17 protein-coding genes are annotated in these 17,058 nt (G+C 64.7%); 2 read left to right on the forward strand and 15 right to left on the reverse strand.

What is annotated here, in order from left to right; translation table 11 throughout:
- Positions 1-5 precede the first annotated feature (5 nt).
- From ACE039_RS05765 to ACE039_RS05795, 7 genes are read right to left on the reverse strand one after another with little or no spacing between them, the layout of a single operon-like run.
- Entirely contained in the window at positions 6-1,160 is a 1,155-nt protein-coding gene (locus ACE039_RS05765) for a thiolase family protein (RefSeq protein ID WP_485821903.1), read from the reverse strand.
- On the reverse strand, positions 1,157-3,013 hold the full coding sequence (locus tag ACE039_RS05770; protein WP_448711979.1) for an AMP-dependent synthetase/ligase: 1,857 nt from the start codon (positions 3,011-3,013) through the stop codon (positions 1,157-1,159). Before ACE039_RS05770 ends, ACE039_RS05765 begins: the two co-directional genes overlap by 4 nt.
- Positions 3,010-3,804: an ABC transporter ATP-binding protein gene (locus ACE039_RS05775; RefSeq protein ID WP_313464335.1), complete on the reverse strand. Its 795-nt coding sequence runs from the start codon at positions 3,802-3,804 to the stop codon at positions 3,010-3,012. Before ACE039_RS05775 ends, ACE039_RS05770 begins: the two co-directional genes overlap by 4 nt.
- A gap of 58 nt (positions 3,805-3,862) precedes the next feature.
- Entirely contained in the window at positions 3,863-5,041 is a 1,179-nt protein-coding gene (locus ACE039_RS05780) for an ABC transporter substrate-binding protein (protein WP_313464332.1), read from the reverse strand.
- Between the two features lie 48 nt (positions 5,042-5,089).
- Positions 5,090-6,127, reverse strand: coding sequence for a branched-chain amino acid ABC transporter permease (locus ACE039_RS05785; RefSeq protein WP_105557689.1), 1,038 nt, complete (start codon positions 6,125-6,127; stop codon positions 5,090-5,092).
- A 3-nt stretch (positions 6,128-6,130) separates the two neighbouring features.
- Positions 6,131-7,009: a branched-chain amino acid ABC transporter permease gene (locus ACE039_RS05790; RefSeq protein ID WP_485821904.1), complete on the reverse strand. Its 879-nt coding sequence runs from the start codon at positions 7,007-7,009 to the stop codon at positions 6,131-6,133.
- Positions 7,009-7,833, reverse strand: a complete 825-nt coding sequence (locus ACE039_RS05795; RefSeq protein ID WP_199196824.1) for an ABC transporter ATP-binding protein — start codon at positions 7,831-7,833, stop codon at positions 7,009-7,011. The genes ACE039_RS05790 and ACE039_RS05795 overlap by 1 nt, the downstream gene beginning before the upstream one ends.
- Before the next feature lie 281 nt (positions 7,834-8,114).
- On the opposite strand from ACE039_RS05795, the gene ACE039_RS05800 reads away from it, so the two are divergent.
- A complete protein-coding gene (locus tag ACE039_RS05800; protein ID WP_485821905.1) occupies positions 8,115-8,918 on the forward strand; it encodes an enoyl-CoA hydratase/isomerase family protein in 804 nt (267 codons plus the stop codon).
- Positions 8,919-8,961: 43 nt separating this feature from the next.
- Here the strand turns inward: ACE039_RS05800 and ACE039_RS05805 are convergent, their stop codons facing one another.
- From ACE039_RS05805 to ACE039_RS05815, 3 genes are read right to left on the reverse strand one after another with little or no spacing between them, the layout of a single operon-like run.
- On the reverse strand, positions 8,962-9,744 hold the full coding sequence (locus ACE039_RS05805; protein WP_448711974.1) for an enoyl-CoA hydratase/isomerase family protein: 783 nt from the start codon (positions 9,742-9,744) through the stop codon (positions 8,962-8,964).
- Positions 9,741-10,982 carry a CaiB/BaiF CoA transferase family protein gene (locus ACE039_RS05810; RefSeq protein ID WP_448712003.1) on the reverse strand — a complete coding sequence of 414 codons (1,242 nt, stop codon included), beginning with the start codon at positions 10,980-10,982 and terminating at the stop codon, positions 9,741-9,743. Before ACE039_RS05810 ends, ACE039_RS05805 begins: the two co-directional genes overlap by 4 nt.
- Before the next feature lie 23 nt (positions 10,983-11,005).
- Positions 11,006-11,977, reverse strand: a complete 972-nt coding sequence (locus ACE039_RS05815; RefSeq protein ID WP_332009016.1) for a Bug family tripartite tricarboxylate transporter substrate binding protein — start codon at positions 11,975-11,977, stop codon at positions 11,006-11,008.
- Between the two features lie 128 nt (positions 11,978-12,105).
- Between ACE039_RS05815 and ACE039_RS05820 the strand changes: the two genes are divergently transcribed.
- Entirely contained in the window at positions 12,106-13,041 is a 936-nt protein-coding gene (locus ACE039_RS05820; RefSeq protein WP_448711972.1) for a LysR family transcriptional regulator, read from the forward strand.
- 8 nt (positions 13,042-13,049) lie between these two features.
- Here ACE039_RS05820 and ACE039_RS05825 read toward each other — a convergent pair whose 3' ends face one another.
- The 5 genes from ACE039_RS05825 to hscB form a co-directional block, all read right to left on the reverse strand.
- A complete protein-coding gene (locus ACE039_RS05825) occupies positions 13,050-13,940 on the reverse strand; it encodes a methylglyoxal synthase (protein ID WP_332009013.1) in 891 nt (296 codons plus the stop codon).
- Between the two features lie 124 nt (positions 13,941-14,064).
- The gene (gene iscX / locus ACE039_RS05830) at positions 14,065-14,259 is read right to left on the reverse strand and encodes a Fe-S cluster assembly protein IscX (RefSeq protein ID WP_105557685.1); all 195 of its coding nucleotides are present in this window, start codon (positions 14,257-14,259) and stop codon (positions 14,065-14,067) included.
- Positions 14,259-14,600 (reverse strand): ISC system 2Fe-2S type ferredoxin, encoded by a 342-nt coding sequence (gene fdx / locus ACE039_RS05835; protein WP_006225293.1) that lies wholly within the window; start codon positions 14,598-14,600, stop codon positions 14,259-14,261. The genes iscX and fdx overlap by 1 nt, the downstream gene beginning before the upstream one ends.
- A 10-nt stretch (positions 14,601-14,610) precedes the next feature.
- A complete protein-coding gene (gene hscA / locus ACE039_RS05840; protein WP_485821906.1) occupies positions 14,611-16,473 on the reverse strand; it encodes a Fe-S protein assembly chaperone HscA in 1,863 nt (620 codons plus the stop codon).
- A gap of 72 nt (positions 16,474-16,545) precedes the next feature.
- Positions 16,546-17,058: a Fe-S protein assembly co-chaperone HscB gene (gene hscB / locus ACE039_RS05845; RefSeq protein WP_485821907.1), complete on the reverse strand. Its 513-nt coding sequence runs from the start codon at positions 17,056-17,058 to the stop codon at positions 16,546-16,548.

The following is a 17,058-nucleotide window of genomic DNA, read 5'->3' on the forward strand; positions in this document are numbered from 1 at the left end:
TGCGGTCACAGCCTCTGGATGATGGTCGCCGTCGCCATGCCGTGGCCGATGCACATCAGCTGCATCCCGAATTCGCCTTCCGTCGCCTCCAGGCCAGCCAGCATCTTCGCCATCAGCCCCGCGCCCGTCGCCCCCAGCGGATGCCCATGCGCGATTGCGCCGCCCCACGGGTTGATCCGCGCCGGCTTGGCGCCCAGTTCGCGCTGCCAGGCCAGCACCACGCTGGCGAAGGCTTCATTGATCTCGACCCAGTCTATGTCGGCCAGCGTCAGGCCGGCCCGCTCAAGCGCCAACCGCGTGGCCGGGATCACGCCCGTCAATTGCATCACGGGGTCCGACCCCACCACCACCCGCGCCAGAAAGCGCGCACGCGGCCGCAGCCCGTCGGACAGCGCGGTGTCGCGGTCGACCAGCAAGACCGCCGCCGCGCCGTCAGCCAGCTGGCTGGCATTGGCGGCCGTCACGCCGCCTTGTCCGGCCGGACGCATCGCGGGCGCCATCGCCGCCATCCGCGCCGGATCGGTCGCCTCGCGTATGCCTTCGTCCCGATGCGCGGCCTCTTGCGGGCCCGGCAGCAGTTCCGCATGCAGACCCGCGCGGGCGGCGGCCCAGGCACGCGCATGGCTTTCGCGCGCCCACTCGTCCATCGCGGCCTGCGATAGCTGCCAATGGTCGGCAATGCGTTCCGCGCTTTCAATCTGGTGGATCAACGGATAGCGCTCAAGCAGCGCCGGGTTCAGGGATTCGAAGCCGCGGAATTCGCTCTGCCCCAACGTCACGTCCAGGAACATCGGCACGCGGCTCATGCTTTCGACGCCGCCCACCACCACATACCGCATGTCGCCCGCGGCGATGGCCTGCGCGCCAAAATGCACCGCCTGCTGGCTGGAGCCGCACATGCGGTTCAAGGCCACGCCCGGCACGCTTTCCGGCAAGCCCGAAAGCATCGCGGCCAGGCGTCCGATGTTGGCGCCCTGCTCGCCCGCCTGGCTCACGCAGCCGGCGATCAGGTCTTCGACCTTGCCGCCCGGCAGCCCGGCGCGCGCAAGCAGTCCCTGCACCGTCTGGGCCAGCAGCGTATCGGGCCGAGTGTCCGCCCACCATCCGCCGCGGCGGCCGAACGGCGTGCGCACCGCCTCCACGATCACGGCTTCGTTCATGCCAGCGTCTCCTCAACGTACAGCGTTTCGATTTCGTTTGCGTAGGTGCGATAGATGCTGGCGCGCCTGACTTTCATCGTCGCCGTCACCTCGCCATCGTCGTGGTCCAATTCCTTGGTCAGCAAATGGAAGCGCTTGATCTGCGCCACCGGAGCCAAACCCCCGTTGGCACGCGACACTTCCTGCTGGACCAGCTCGCGCACTTGCGCGCACTCGGCCAACGACCGGAAGTGCGTAAACGCGATGCGGCGCGACTCCGCCCACTTGGCCACCGTCTCGAACTCCAGCTGGATCAGCGCCGACACGTACTTGCGCCCGTCGGCGATGACGATGCATTCCTTCACGTAGGGGCTACCCTTGACGGCGTTTTCGATCTCGGACGGGGTCAGGTTCTTGCCGCCAGCCGTAATCATGATGTCTTTCAAGCGGTCAACGATCCGGACGCGGCCATCCTGTTCCGCCACCACGTCGCCCGTATGCAGCCAGCCGTCGCGCACCGTGTCGGCAGTCGCCTCGGCGTGCTTGTAGTAGCCCTGGAACACCATGTCGCCGCGAACCAGCAATTCGCCAGCCTCGCCCATCTTCCATTCCACGCCCAGGATGGGTTCGCCCACGGTGCCAACCTTCACGCGGTCGGGATGCTGCCCGAAAATCATGCCCGCCGATTCCGTCAGCCCATAAACCTCCAGCAGCGGCACGCCCAAATTACGAAAATAGCGCACCACATCCGGCGGGATCGGCGCCGCCCCGGTCATCGCCACGCGCGCCCGGCGCAAGCCGACGAAGTTCTGCAAGGCCCGCAGCACCAGCCAGTACCACAGCGCATGCGTCAAGCGCTCGGCCGTGGTGTATTGCGCCGGAGACTTCTCCAGGAACGGCGCGCACCCCGCCAGCGCGCGCTGGTAGAGCCAGCGCTGCAAGCGGCCGGTTTCCTGCATTTTGATGGATATCGAGGCGTGGAGTTTTTCCCAGATGCGCGGGACCCCCAGGAAGATGGTCGGGGCCACTTCGCGCAGGTCTTCCTGCACCGTGCGGATGGATTCGCCGAAATTCACTTGCGAGCCCACATACAGCGGCACGAACGTTGACAGCATCTGCTCGGCCACGTGGCACAGCGGCAGGTACGACAGATGCACGCTATGCGCATCCATCGACAGCCGGTCCGCGATGCCCGGCGCCACGCCGCGCATGTTGCGGTAGCTCAGCATCGCCCCTTTGGGTTTGCCCGTGGAACCCGACGTGTAGATCATCAGGCCGGTGTCGTCCAGCCCCTGCGCGTCCAGCGCCGCGTTCAGGGCGGGCAGCTCCGCCGCTTCCCGGCCGGCGCCGTCGGCCTCGGTCTCGGCGAAGGTCGCAATACGCTGACGGTCCGCCGGCGCATACGAGCGCAGACCCTTGGTTTCCACGATCACGATACGCCGCAGCAACGGCAAGCGGCTGGCCACCTGCAACACCTTGTCGGTCTGCTCCTGGTCTTCGCATACCACCAGTTCCACGTCCGCATGTTCCAGCACGTAGCCCATTTCTTCGGCCGGGCTGGTGGGATAGACCCCCACCGCCACGCCGCCGACGGTGCCCGCGCCCAACTGCGTCAGCAGCCATTCCACGCGGTTCTCGGACACGATGGCCACGCGCCCGCCCCGGCTCAAACCCAGCGCTCGCAGGCCCAGCCCCACCCGGCAGGCGCGTTGCCAGTAGTCCGCCCACGTCAGCGGCTTCCAGATGCCAAAGTCCTTTTGCCGGATGGCAATCGCCGACGGCTGCCGCCGCGCCTGCTCGCGCAGCATCTGGGGCAATGTCAGTTCGGGCCAGGCGGGCATACCGGTAGAGGCGATCACGGTCTTGTCCTTCATGACAGCCAGCGCTTGCGGCGCTTGTAATGCTTGATATCGCGAAACCCGCGGGCCTCGCCCGTGCCGCCAACGCCCAGGTAGAACTCGCGCACATCCGGGTCCGACGCCAGCTTGTCGGCGGTGCCGTCGATCACCACCTTGCCCGTCTCCATGATGTAGCCGTAATGCGCCACGGCCAGCGCCACGGACGCGTTCTGTTCCACCAGCAGCATGGACACCCCTTGCTCGGCGTTGATGCGGGCGATGATGGAAAAGATGCTCTCCACCAGCATCGGCGACAAACCCAGCGACGGTTCGTCCAGCAGCATCAGCCGGGGCTGGGCGATCAATGCCCGGCCGATGGCCAACATCTGCTGCTCACCGCCCGAGAGGTAACCCGCCAGGCCCCGACGGCGTTCGAACAGGCGCGGAAAGTATCCGTAGACCAGGTCGAAATCCACTTTCGCGCCAGGCCGGCCGGTCAGCGCATAGGTTGCCGCCACCAGGTTTTCTTCCACGGTCAGGTCTTCAAACACCCGTCGCCCTTCCATCACGTGGGCCAACCCCGAACGGACCAGGTTCTGCGGTTTGGCGCCCGCGGTATCGCCGCCGTTGAAGACGATATGCCCGCGCACCAACGCGCCATCTTCCAGGTCCAGCAGCCCGGATACCGCCTTCAACGTGGTGGACTTGCCTGCGCCGTTGCTGCCCAGCAGCGCCACGATGCTGCCCGCAGGCACGGACAGGGACAGGCCGCGCAACACCTGCACCGCCTTGTTGTAGACGACTTCGATATTGTTGATGTCCAGCACCGCTGCGGGCGGCGGCGCCGTCACGGTTTGCGCGTCAAGTCCCTGGCTCACAGTCGCCTCACTTCAGCACGATCCAATCGGACGCGGGCACCATCTGCTTCTGCTTCACATCGGCGCGATAGATCCGGCCCACCGGGATGGAATTGCCCTTGATCGAAATCGGCACGCCGATCAGGCCGCCCGTATCGAAGTCCTTGATGCCGTCCAGCGCCGCTTTCATGTTCGCGCTGGTCAGCTCCTTGCCAGCGTCCAACGTGCGTTTGGCTACCTCGGTGAACAGCATGGCGGCCAGAAAGCCCTGCATGTAGCCCGTGCTCTGGTACTGCGGACGCATTTCGCGAATCTTCTTCAGCATCGGCGCGTCGCCCTCGGTATCGTAGTAATACCGGTACGGCATCACACCCATGAAGCCGTCGGCATCCTCGCCCATCTGCATCACGGTGGAGTTGTCCATGGTCCAGAACGTGCCCATGTAGCGCGTCTTCAGCCCCATGCGCTTTCCCTGCCCCACGAATTCCGGAATCGGCGCCAGCACGTAACCATGGAAAATCGTAAAGTCCGGGTCCGCCCGGCGCAGCTTGATCACCTCGGTGGACACGTCCACGCTGCCCGGCGGCGTCATGATCTCGGTCGCCACCTTCAGACCCAGCTTTTCGGCCACGGCGCGCGAACTGGCGATCGGGTCACGGCCGAATTCGGTATCGGAATACACGAACGCCACCTTCGCGCCGGGCTGCTCCTTGGCGATATAGCGCAGCAGGATGCCGAACATCTCGGTGTAGTCGGGTCCCAGCATGAACTGCGCCGGATACTTGGCGGGATCGTTCAGCTCGGTCGCAAACGACGCTCCGGTCATCAGGATGTCGCCGGTACGGTTCAACTCGGCATTGATGGTTTTGGAAAAACCCGTCGAATCGCCGTAGTAGAAATTCACCTTGTTCTGGCTGGTGATCTTCTTGAACGCCGCGACCGACGCATCCACCTTGTACGCCGTATCTTCGGGCACGTAGCGCAACTTGCGCCCCTTCACGCCGCCCTGCTCGTTGACGATCTTCACGTAATCGGTGATGCCCGCATGGATGCCCTGCCCGGCAAAGGCAAACACGCCGCTTAGCGGGATGGATCCGCCCAGCACCAGATCGTCCGCAGCCTGCGCCATCGGCGCCGCCAATGCCGCCGCCAGGCCCAACGGGGCCAACAACCTCGATAAACCGCTGCCTATCCGGATGCGCTTCATGGTGTGTCTCCTTGGGTCTTATAGGTCTTGCGAACGGCCAAACCGCGCTCAGGTCCGGAATGGCCACAGATGGAAGAAGCGGCGGACGCGCCGCCAGATTTCCGCGAGCCCGTGAGGCTCGAAGATCAGAAAGCCCACGATCAGCAGGCCGAAAACGATCGTTCGCACGGGCGACACCAGCCGCAACGCGTCGCCGCCCACCGGCAGCCAGCCCACGATCAGCTTGAGCAACTCAGGCACCATCGTCATGAAAATGGCGCCCAGAATGGAACCCAGTATCGACCCCATGCCGCCTACGATGATCGCGGCCAGGAAGAAGATCGACATGATCAGCGGGAAGCTCTCGGGCGTCACCACCCGAAAGAAGTACGCCCACAGCCCGCCCGCCACGCCCGCATAGAAGGACGACAGGCCGAACGACAGGAGCTTGTAGCGAAGCAGCCGGATGCCCAGGACTTCCGCCGAGATATCGCGGTCGCGAATGGCGATGAAGGCCCGGCCAATGCGCGTGCGAAACAGGTTGGCCGCGCCCAGCACCATCAGCACGGTCACCGGCACGATCAGCCAATAGATCTTGAACGACGTATCGAGATCCACGCCAAGCAATCGCGCAGGGGGCACCTGCAGCCCGCTGGTCCCGCCCGTGAACTGCCAGTTCGCGAAAATGAAATGCGCGATGAACGACGCCGCGATCGTGGCGATGGCCAGGTACAACCCCTTCACCCGCAACGACGGGATGCCGACCAGCAGGCCGCCCAGCATCGCCACCACGCCGCCTCCCAGCAGATTGACCAACACCGGCGTGCCCAGCCTCAGTTCCATGACGGCCACCGTGTAGGCGCCCAACCCCATGAAGGCCGCCTGCCCCAGGCTGACCAACCCGGTATAGCCCGTCAAGATGTTCAGCCCCGTCGCGCTGGCGATATTGATGGCGACCAGGCACGCCAGATACAGCCAATACGCGTCGGCCACGAATGGAAACAGCGCGAGCGACGCCGCCAGCAACGCCAGCCATACATGCTGGGTGCGCGTGTCGAATAGCGCTTCGTCCGCCAGGTAGGTCTGCTTCGCAGTCGCGATGCGCATGAGTCAGAGCCTCTCGATTTCACGGGTGCCGAACAGGCCGTAGGGCCTGACCATCAACACCACGACCAGCACGATGAAAGTGGCCAGCAACTTGTACTCGCCCCCCAGGTAGGCGCCCGCCCAGGCCTCCAGCAACCCGATGAACACCCCGCCCACCAGGGCGCCCGCCACGCTGTCCAGTCCGCCCACGATCACCACTACCAGCACCGACAGGCCGAAAACGCCCATCGACGACGAAATACCGCCGATGGCGCCCACGATCACGCCCGACACCGCTGCCAGCGCCCCTGCCGCCACCCAGGCCAGCGAAAAAACGCGGGGCACGTTGATGCCCATCGCATAGGCGGCGCCCTGATCCGACGCCGTCGCGCGCAAGGCGACACCGCCACGCCAATAGCGGAACACCACCAGCACCAACAGGGCCAACACCACGGCCACCCAGAACCCGTAGAACACTTTGGGCGCCACGAACGCCTCGCCCACCATCACCGGCGCGCGCGGCATGAACTCCGGCAACCGCCGCTGGTCCGCGGTCCAGATCAATTCCACCGCGCCCACCAATATCGACGCCAGCCCTACCGTCACCATGAACACCGAGATCGGCGCTTCGCCCAGCATGGGCCGTATCGTCAGCCGTTCCACCAGCGCGCCCAAGGCCCCCGACACCACCACCGCGCCGACGATCGCCAGCCATATCGGCCATTCCATGCCGGTTGCAAATGCGTAGAACACATAGGCGCCCAGCATCAGAAATTCACCGATGGCGATGTTCACGACGCGCGTCGCCTTGTAGACGATCACAAAGGCCAGCGCCGCCAGCCCATATAGCCCGCCACTGCCCAGCCCGGCCAGCGTCACCTCCAGGAAGAACAGTAGGTCCATCAGGCTGCCTCCCTCAGGCGGCGACGCAGATCGCCCACATCGCCCGCCCCCAGATAGGCCTTGATGACGTCGGGATTCGCCTGCACCTCGCCCGGTGTACCGTCGGCAATCACCTGCCCGAAGTTCAGCACCACCACATGGTCCGACAAATCCATCACCATGCCCATGTCGTGCTCGACCATCAGCACCGTCACGCCCCACTCGGACCGGGCATCCAGGATGAAACGCGCCATGTCGTCCGTCTCTTCGCGGTTCATGCCCGCCACGGGTTCATCCAGCATCAGCACCTTGGGATTCATGGCCAGCGCGCGTGCCAGCTCCACACGTTTTTGCAGGCCATAGGACAAGGCCGACACCGGCGCATGGCGGATGTGATCGATCTCCAGGAAGTCGATGATGCGTTCTTCAATGTCGGCACGTAGCGCCATCTCTTCGCGCCGTGCCCGGCCCAGATAGAACAAGGCGTCCAGCACGTTGGTGCGCAAGTGCGCATGACGGCCCAGCTTGATGTTGTCCAGCACCGTCATGCCGCGGAACAGCGCGATGTTCTGGAAACTGCGCGCCAGCCCCAGCTTGGCGCGCTCGGGCGCGGCCACGCGCGTGATGTCGCGGCCTTCGAACCGGATCTGTCCGGCGGCAGGCTTGTAGAACCCGGAAATGGTATTGAACAGCGAGGTCTTGCCGGCGCCGTTCGGGCCGATGACCGTTGTGATGGAACCCGGCGCCACGCGAAAACCCACGCCGGTCAATGCCTTGACCCCGCCGAAAGCCAAGGTCACCCCATCCACCTCCAGCAAGGGAGGCTGCTCGGACTGATCCACCATTTGTCTCCTCGCTTTTTTGTTCGCGAAGTTCTAGCCGCCTTCGGGCGGACATTTTTTAAGGCGATGAATCAGGCGACCCGCGAGGCAGGAGATGCAACGAACCTGTCTTTACCTACGCCAGACCAGCGCCGGAAAATCGTTCAATGCGGCAGTTCCATGCAGTGCTTTCATGCAGTACGCTAAGCGTGCTTAAAACAAAACCAAGCAAGCGCTCGGTTCAGACCATAGCATCGCGGTTTTTGGATCGACAGCTGGTATTTACCCGATATCGGAGACACGACATGACCGCAGGATTTCCCACCTTCGCCACCGTCCAGCTCGAGGCCCAAGGCGCCATCGCCACCCTTACGCTGAACCGCCCCGACGCGCTCAACGCCATCGATGTCGCCATGGCCCGCGACCTCCAGCAAGCGGCCCAGTGGCTGGAAACGCGCAAGGAAATCCGAGTGGTGCGCCTGCGCGCCGCAGGCAAGGCTTTTTGCGCCGGCGGCGACATCAGCATGTTCACGGGCGAACCCGACCAAGTGCGTCACACGCTCCTCGACCTCTTCACCCCGCTCAACGATTTCATCGCGCGCATCGCCCGCATGGACAAGATCTGGCTGGCGCAAGTCCATGGCGTGGCGGCGGGCGCCGGCTTGTCGCTGGTGCTGGCCTGCGACCTGGCGATTGCCGATGATGATACGCGCTTCATGACCGCCTACCTGAAGCTGGGCGCCACGCCCGATGCGGGTATGACGCATGGGCTGGTTCGCGTACTGGGCGCCCGGCGCGCGCTGGACCTGCTGCTGCGCCACGATGCCTTCACGGCGCGCGATGCATTGGCGTGGGGGATTCTTAACCGCAGCGCACCCGCTTCGGAATTGGCCGAGGCGGGTGAGCGCTATGCCCAGGAACTGGCCCACCACGCCCCGCACGGCATTGCCGGTGCGAAGGATTTGCTGCGCTGCGCGCAGCACGCCACCTTGGAGACGCAGCTGGCCGAGGAAACCGCGCGCTTTTTGGATTCGGCCGGCCGGGTGGACTTCGCCGAGGGCGTGCGCGCGTTCCGCGAAAAGCGCACGCCGCAATTCAAGGGTCAATAGCCCAAGCGGGTGTGGTCGGCGGATGGTGCATGGCGCGCGTTGTTCATGGCGTCTGCGCGTCGTTCCACACCGGTGCACGCTTGTCCACGAACGCCGCCAGTCCCTCGGCAGCATCCGGGGTGGCGGCGGCATTGCAGAACACCTCGACGGCGGTGGCCAGCTTGCGGCGGTAGTCGTTGTCGTTGGCAAACACGAACGCGCGGCGGCCCATGGCCAAGACTTGTGGCGGCTTGCTTGCCAACGATTGCGCCAACTGGCGCGCGTGCGCCAGCAACTGCGTTTCTTCTTCGACGCGCGCCACCAGGCCCAGGCCGTGCGCTTCCAGCGCGCTGAAAGTGCGGCCGGTAAAGAGCAGGTCAAACGCGCGATGCTTGCCCACGATAGCGGGCAGATGCGCGTAGTGGATGGCGGGCAGCACGCCGACATCAATCTCGGGATACCCGAACGTAGCGTTGCTGGCGGCCACGATCATGTCGCTGGAGATGGCCACCGTCATGCCGCCGCCGCGCACGGCGCCCGACACCACGGATATCGACGGCTTGGTCAGGTTGAATTGCGCGTCGTATAGCTTGATGTACAGCCGCGTCAACAGCGCATGCACCTCGCGGGGTGAACTCGCCATCAGTTTCTTCATGTCCAACCCGGCGCAAAAGCGGCCGGGAAGATCGCTGGCCAACAGCACCGCGCGCACGTTCGCATCGGCATTAGCGCGTTCCAGCGCGGCGATCAGGGCATCCAGCATGTGCACATCCAGCGCGTTGACCGGCGCGTGGCACAGGTGAATCTCGGCGATCCGGTCGCGCACTTCATAGCGTAGATAGGTCAAGCTGGTTCTCCGGGTGCAGTCTGAGGCGCTGTCTGTGGTGCGGTTTGCGGCGCAGCTTGCACGCTGCCAGCGGCAAGCAAGGCGTCGATGTCGTCGGGCGTATAGCCCAAGTCTGCCAGAATCTCTCGGCTGTGCTGTCCCAACAGTGGCGCCGGCATGGCGGCCTGGCGCGGCTGCTTGCCAAATCGCACAGGCAGCCCCACGTTGCGGACCGTGCCCAGGACGGGATGCTGGCTGGTCACGATCAGTTCACGCGCCGCCACCTGCGGATGCGACAGCGCCTGATCCAACGTGTGGATGGCGGAACACGCAATACCGGCGGGCTTGAGCGTGGCAATCCAGTCGGCCACCGTGCGTGTGGCAATCCGCGCCTGCACCAATGCCACGGTCGCGTCAAAGTTGCGAACGCGCGCGGCGTTGCTGGCAAATTCGGGGTCGTCCACCTTGTCGCGCAAACCCGCCACGGCGCAAAAGCGCTGCCACTGCGCGTCATTGCCCACGCCCAGCATCAGGTCGCCATCCGCCGCGCGAAAGGCCTGATACGGGCACATCGCCGGGTGGCCCGTACCCATGCGACGCGGAATCTGGCCGGTGCGCCAATAGTTCTGTGCCATGTACGACATCAAGCCCAACGAGGTATCCAGCAACGACACGTCCAGATACTGGCCTTGACCCGTTTGCGCACGCTGAAGCAACGCCGCCAGAATTCCACTAAGCGCAAATGACCCGGTGCCCAGGTCAACCGGCGAAAAACTGGCGCGGGCGAAGTTGCCGCCCGGCTCGCCCATGGTGCTGATCATGCCGCTGAACGCTTGCAGCATGACGTCGTACCCTGGCTCCTCACCCATCGGGCCTTCGCGGCCATACCCGGAAATTTCGCAATAGATCAGCTTCGGATTCAGTTTGGCCAGCGTGTCGTAGTCGACGCCAAGGCGCGCGGCGGTCTTGCCGCCGAAGCCCTGCAAGACCACATCCGCTTGCACGGCAAGCCGGTGCACCACCGCCCTGCCCGCCTCGGTCTTCAGGTCGACGGCCAGGCTACGCTTGTTATGGTTGACCGCCAGAAACGTGGCGGACTGCCCGGCGTCCTGAGGAAGCCAGGCACGCGTATCGTCGCCGGTACCTACGGGTTCAACCTTGATGACCCGCGCGCCCAGCTCGCCCAAATACTGGCCGCACAATGGGCCGGCCAGCACCTTGCTCAAATCCAGAACCGTAATGTCTTTCAGCGGCGTCATACGCGTAGCGATGGTCATGTTCATCATTCGGCCTTCAATCCCACGGTTTGGGCGGCATCGGTCCATTGGGCCGTTTCGCGCTTGAAGAACGCATCGAGTTCAGCCGGCGCCACGGAGAGCGCTTCGGCGCCACGTTCCTGCATCGCCTTGCGATACGCCTCACTTGCCACGACGTTGGCAACGGCCGTGCGCAGCTTTGCCACGACCTGGGGCGGCGTGCCGGCCGGTGTTTGCAACGAAAACCAGAACTTCAGGTCCAGGCCGGCGTAGCCCGCTTCTTTCAAGGTGGGCACGTCCGGCAACAGCGGTGACCGGTCGGCGGACGTGATGGCCAAGGCCCGCAGCCTGCCCGCTTGCACCTGCCCGATGCTGGTCGACATGCTGTCGAACAGGAAATCGACCTGGCCGCCAATCACATCGGTCACGGCGTTGGCGCTGCCCTTGTACGCCACGCCCACTGCGTCGAACTTCGCCCGCTTCTGCAGCAGCGCGCCATACACGTGCGGCGAACTGCCCGGCCCAAACGTGGCGTAGCTCAGGCCATGAGGCGCCGCGCGGCCACGTTCGACCAGGTCCGCCAACGTTTTGACCGGCGTACGCTCGGGGTTGACGACCAGCAAATTCGGCATGGCGCCGGTCGTGCCAATCGGCACATAGTCCGTCAGCGGCTGCATCTTGGCGCTGGGATACATCAGCGGGTTGATGGCCTGCATGCCCACGGTGTTGTGCATCAGCGTGTAGCCGTCCGCTGGGCCGTTTAGCACGCTTTGATACCCGACGTTGCCGCTGGCGCCCGGCTTGTTCTGCACGATGACTTGCTGGCCCAACTCGCGCGACAGCGGATCGGCAACCAGGCGCGCGATGAAGTCCGTGGGACCACCGGCGGAAAACGGCACCAGCAACGTAATGGGTCTGGACGGCCAGGTGTCCGCGACCGCGGGCGTGGCCAGAACCGCCGCGGCAATCGCGGTGGTCAGTGCTTTCATCAGCGCCATGATGTCTCCTTGTGTTTTTTCGGTGATGGCGGCTGCATTATGCAAAGCGGTCAGATATATGAGAAATACCGTTTCTGTATGCGAACTATCATAAAATTGTTATAGATAACCCTGGCCGGGATAGTTCAATGTCGATGTCGATTCGCGCAATGCAGTGCTTTGTCGCGGTGGTTTCCACCGGCTCGATCAGCCGCGCGGCGGCCGCGCTGCACGTCGCGCAGCCCGCGCTTAGTCTGTTGATCCGCAACCTGGAAGAAGAGCTGGGCGTGGTGCTGTTGCACCGGACATCACGGGGCGTAACGGCTACCGCCGCTGGGGCGCGGCTCTTGTCACACGCGCGCGAGATCCTTGGCCGCATCGATGCGGCGCGCGCCGATGTACGTGAAGACCTGGCCGCCCCGCGCGGCACGGTGTCCTTGGCCATGTCGATGTCCATGGCCAAGCTCGTGGCCGTGCCCCTGCTGCGATTCAGCCTGCAAACCTGGCCCGACGTCTATTTGAAGATCATCGAATCCAGCACCGGATACATCCCCGGTTTCGTCAGTTCAGGCCACGCCGACCTGGGCCTGACGTTCAGCGCCGATGCGGCCGTGGATCTGCGATTTCAGCACTTGATCGATGAAGAGCTTGTGGTGGTGTCTCCACGGCCCGCACGCGGCGGCGCGAAAGCCTGGTCCGGACAGTTGGCCGCGCTACCCACGATCGGGCTTGGCGCATTGGCCAAACTACCGCTGGTGCTGCCCGGCAATCCGCATAGCCTGCGGCGGCTGCTAGACACCTATCAGCAGCAGGAACGCACGGCGTTTCGCGTCATTGCCGAAGCCAACGCGATACCGCAATTGATAGAACTGGTTCAAGCCGGGCTCGCGCACACGATCTTGTCGTATGAAGCCGTGCGCAAAGAGGCGATGCGCGGTGACGTGGCGCTGCGCCGTATAAAAAACCCGCGTCTGACGCGCCCGGTGTTTCTATGCCGCTCGGACGTGCTGCCCCTGTCCATGGCGGCCACCGCCGTAGCGGACCGGGTAAGCCGGATCATCATCGATGGCGGTTTGCCCGGTTAGCAAGTCTGTCAGATCAGCCCAACTCGCTTTTCCACCGCCTGCGCCCAGCGCCGCGCCACCGTGGGCGACGTCGCGCAGGTGGCGGATTCGGTCACCACGCGCACGGCGCGCTCAAGCAACTGGATATCGGCCTCGTGCTGGCGCGCGACGTGCGGGTCTTCAAAGAAGATTACGCGTTGGCACTGATGTTCAAGGACGAGTTCGGCAATCTGCGCATCGCCGCCCAGCGGCCCACTCAGGTAGCGATGCACCCACGGCGTATCCTTGGGCCACCCGCGCGACCACGCCAATTCGTTCAGCCGGCCACCCGTGGTGCCCGTCGCGACGCGGCGGGCAAACTGCGACAACAGGTCGAAATGTTCGCTGGCAAACGCCACCATCTCGTCCTTGAGCGCATCGTGCGCGATCATGGCCAGCGTCTGCCCGGTAAAGTTGAACAGACGCGACACCGACGCGTCGGGCGCCAACCCGGCATGCACGCGTTCCACTTCCATCCATTCGATGGCGCCGGCCACCGTGGAAATGAACGGTCGGCCATGCGTGATGCATTGCCGCTTCAACGCCAGCGCTTCCGGGAAAATCGACGACGGATCCACCGGATCAATCAGATAGATGGCGCCGTCAAACGGCGCCTGCCCGTCGCGCCCTTCGGTTACGCGGGCCACCAGCTTCATGAGGCCGCCTTCGCGCCCGTAGGGATACCGGATCAGGCCGCTGTACCCCTGCAACATTCCTTCGCGCACGATGGCGTCATGCGTGCGGCCGACGGTGTGCAGCTGGACACCCAGCTCGCGTATCGTGGACGAGCACGCGCGCAACCAGGTAAACAAGGCGGCATCGGGGGTTTCGTGGTGCAGCCGGTTGGCGGCCAGGCCAAAGCGCAAGGGAGCAGCGGGCATCAGTAGACTCGGGCAAGGTGGATCACAACGTACGGATCCCTGATGATAACTTGGCCGCTTGACGGCGGCACGACGGCCGCACAAACAAAAACGCCCCCATCCGGGAGCGTTTTCATGGCGGCGGTCAGTCCGCTTCGTCTATCCAGGCCATCTGGATGGCCTCCAGGATCTTCTCGCCACAGTGGGCGGGGTCGTCGTTGAATCCAGGCAAGGCCATGACCCATTCGCGTAGCTGCGTGAAACGCAGCGTCTTGGGGTCCACATCAGGATGCGCGTCGACCAGGGCGGCGGCAACCTCGTAGGTATCGGTCCACTTCATCAATGGCCCTCTTTCGCATGGTTGATGGTGTACTTCGGGATCTCGACCGTCAGGTCGGTGTCCGTCACCAGCGCCTGGCACGACAGGCGCGACGTCGGGGTCAGGCCCCAGGCCTTGTCCAGCAGGTCTTCTTCGTCATCCGTCGCGTCTTCCAGCGCGGAATAGCCCTGCTTGATCACCACGTGACAGGTCGTGCAGGCGCACGACAGCTCGCACGCGTGTTCGATGTCGATATGGTTGTCCAGCAGCACACGACAGATCGACACGCCCTTCGGCGCGTCTTCGATCACGGCGCCTTCGGGGCAGTAATCGGGATGAGGCAATACAGTCAGTTTCGGCATAACGTCTTAATCAGGCGATCTCATCAAGTTTGCGGCCCGCCAGCGCGGCACGAATGCTGCGGTCCATTCGACGCGCGGCAAAGTCGTCCGTCGCGGCCGACAGCGCTTGCACCGCGTCTTTCACGGTATCCGTGTCTTGCGCCGATTGCGCGGCGATAGCGGCTTGCAGGCATTCGTCGACGTGCTTGCGTTCTTCCGCGTCCAGCAGGTCGCCGTCGGCGGCCAGGGCCGCTTGCACGGATTCCACCAACTGGCGCGCATCCACTTGCTGCTCACGCAGCATGCGAGCGCGTGCATCCGTGTCGGCCTGCGCCACGCTGTCGGCCAACATCTGCGCGATCTCATCGTCGCTCAGCCCGTACGACGGCTTGACCGATACGGCGGCCTCGATGCCCGTGCTCTGTTCACGCGCCGTGACGCTCAGCAGGCCGTCCGCATCCACCTGGAAGGTCACGCGGATGCGCGCTGCACCCGCCACCATCGGGGGAATGCCGCGCAGTTCGAACCGGGCCAGCGAACGCGAATCCGCCACCAGGTCGCGCTCGCCCTGCACCACATGGATGCTCATGGCCGTCTGGCCATCCTTGAAGGTCGTGAATTCCTGGGCGCGGGCCACGGGAATGGTGCTATTGCGCGGAATCACGCGCTCGACCAGCCCGCCCATCGTTTCCAGCCCCAGCGACAGGGGAATCACGTCCAGCAGCAGCCAGTCTTCGCCCGGCGCGCGGTTGCCCGCCAGCAAATTGGCTTGCAGCGCGGCGCCCAGCGCCACCACCTGATCCGGGTCCAGGTCAATCAACGGTTCCGTGCCAAACACGCGACCGACGGCGGCGCGCACGACGGGCATGCGCGTCGCGCCGCCCACCATCACCACGCCACGCACATCGACGGGCTTCAGCGACGCATCGCGCAGCGCACGGCGCGCGCAATCCAGCGTGCGTTCCACCAGCGGCTGCGCCAGCGTTTCAAATTCAGTGCGCGTCAGGACCAGGTCCACGTCGCGCCCATCCGACAGCGCCAGCTTCAGGCGGGCGGATTCGGTATCCGACAGCGCTTCACGCGCCGCGCGCGCCGCCATCAACAACCCGCGGCGGTCAGCCGGCGAGAACTCGCCAGTGGCCAGCTTGGACACGGCATGGTCCGCGATCAGCGCGTCGAAGTCGTCTCCGCCCAGCGCGGTGTCGCCGCCGGTGGAAATCACTTCGAACACGCCTTGGGTCAGTCGCAGGATGGAAATATCGAAGGTGCCGCCGCCCAGGTCATACACGGCATACACGCCTTCCGACGCATGATCCAGGCCATAGGCAATCGCCGCGGCCGTGGGCTCGTTCAGCAAGCGCAACACGTTCAGGCCGGCCAGACGAGCGGCGTCTCGCGTCGCCTGGCGTTGCGCGTCGTCGAAGTACGCCGGCACGGTGATGACCGCGCCTACCAGGTCGTCACCCAGGACGTCTTCGGCGCGCTGGCGCAGCACCGCCAGAATCTGCGCCGACACTTCAACCGGGCTCAGATCGCCTTGCACCGTGCGAATGCGCACCATGCCGGGCGCATCCACGAATTCATACGGGGCGCGCGTGGCGCGGGCCTCGTCCAGCGAACGGCCCATGAAACGCTTCACGGACACGACGGTATTCAGGGGATCTTCGGCCTGCTGCGCCAGGGGCTCGCGGCCCGTCGTGACTTTACCGCCGGGAAAATAGCGCACCGCCGACGGCAGCAAGGCAAGGCCTTCTGCATCAGGCAGCACTTCCGCGACGCTGCTGCGCACCGCCGCAACCAGGGAATTGGTAGTGCCCAGATCAATCCCGACCGCCAGCTTGCGCTGGTGCGGCGCGGGCGACTCGCCGGGCTCGGATATCTGCAATAAGGCCATGATTGTATTTTTCTGCTCAGTAGGCGGCGAACTCCGGGGCCCCGCCTCACGGGCGCCCCAACGCGGCCAGGGCTATCCGGCGGGTTGTGCGTGCGCCAGCTCTTCTGCCAGCTTTTCCACGAACATCCATTCCCGGACCTTCAACCCGGCAGTCGCGTAGTCGCGCTCGTTATCCAGCAGACGCGTCAGCGTGGCACGCATTTCTACGCGCGCGGCTTCCAACTCCGTCTGCAAGGCGGTCAAGGCATCGGCGTCGTCGCGTGCATCGTCCAGCATCTCGCGCCAGGTCATCTGCTGCATCAGGAAAGCCGTGTCCATGGACGTGTTGCTCTCGGTCTGCAAGTCGATGCCCGCCTGTTCGCACAGATAGCGCGCACGAAGCAAAGGATCCCGCAACACGCGATACGCCTCGTTGGCGCGCGCGGCCCACTGCATGGCCACACGGCGCTCCGCGGGGCTAGCCGTGGCATAACGATCGGGATGCACTTGTGCGGCGACTGCGCGCCACGCGCTTTCCAACGCCTGCGCGTCCAGGTCGAAGCGTGCGGGCAAGCCGAACAGGCTGAAGTGGTCGTCTCCGGCCAA

Source organism: Achromobacter maghribensis (genome assembly GCF_057334215.1).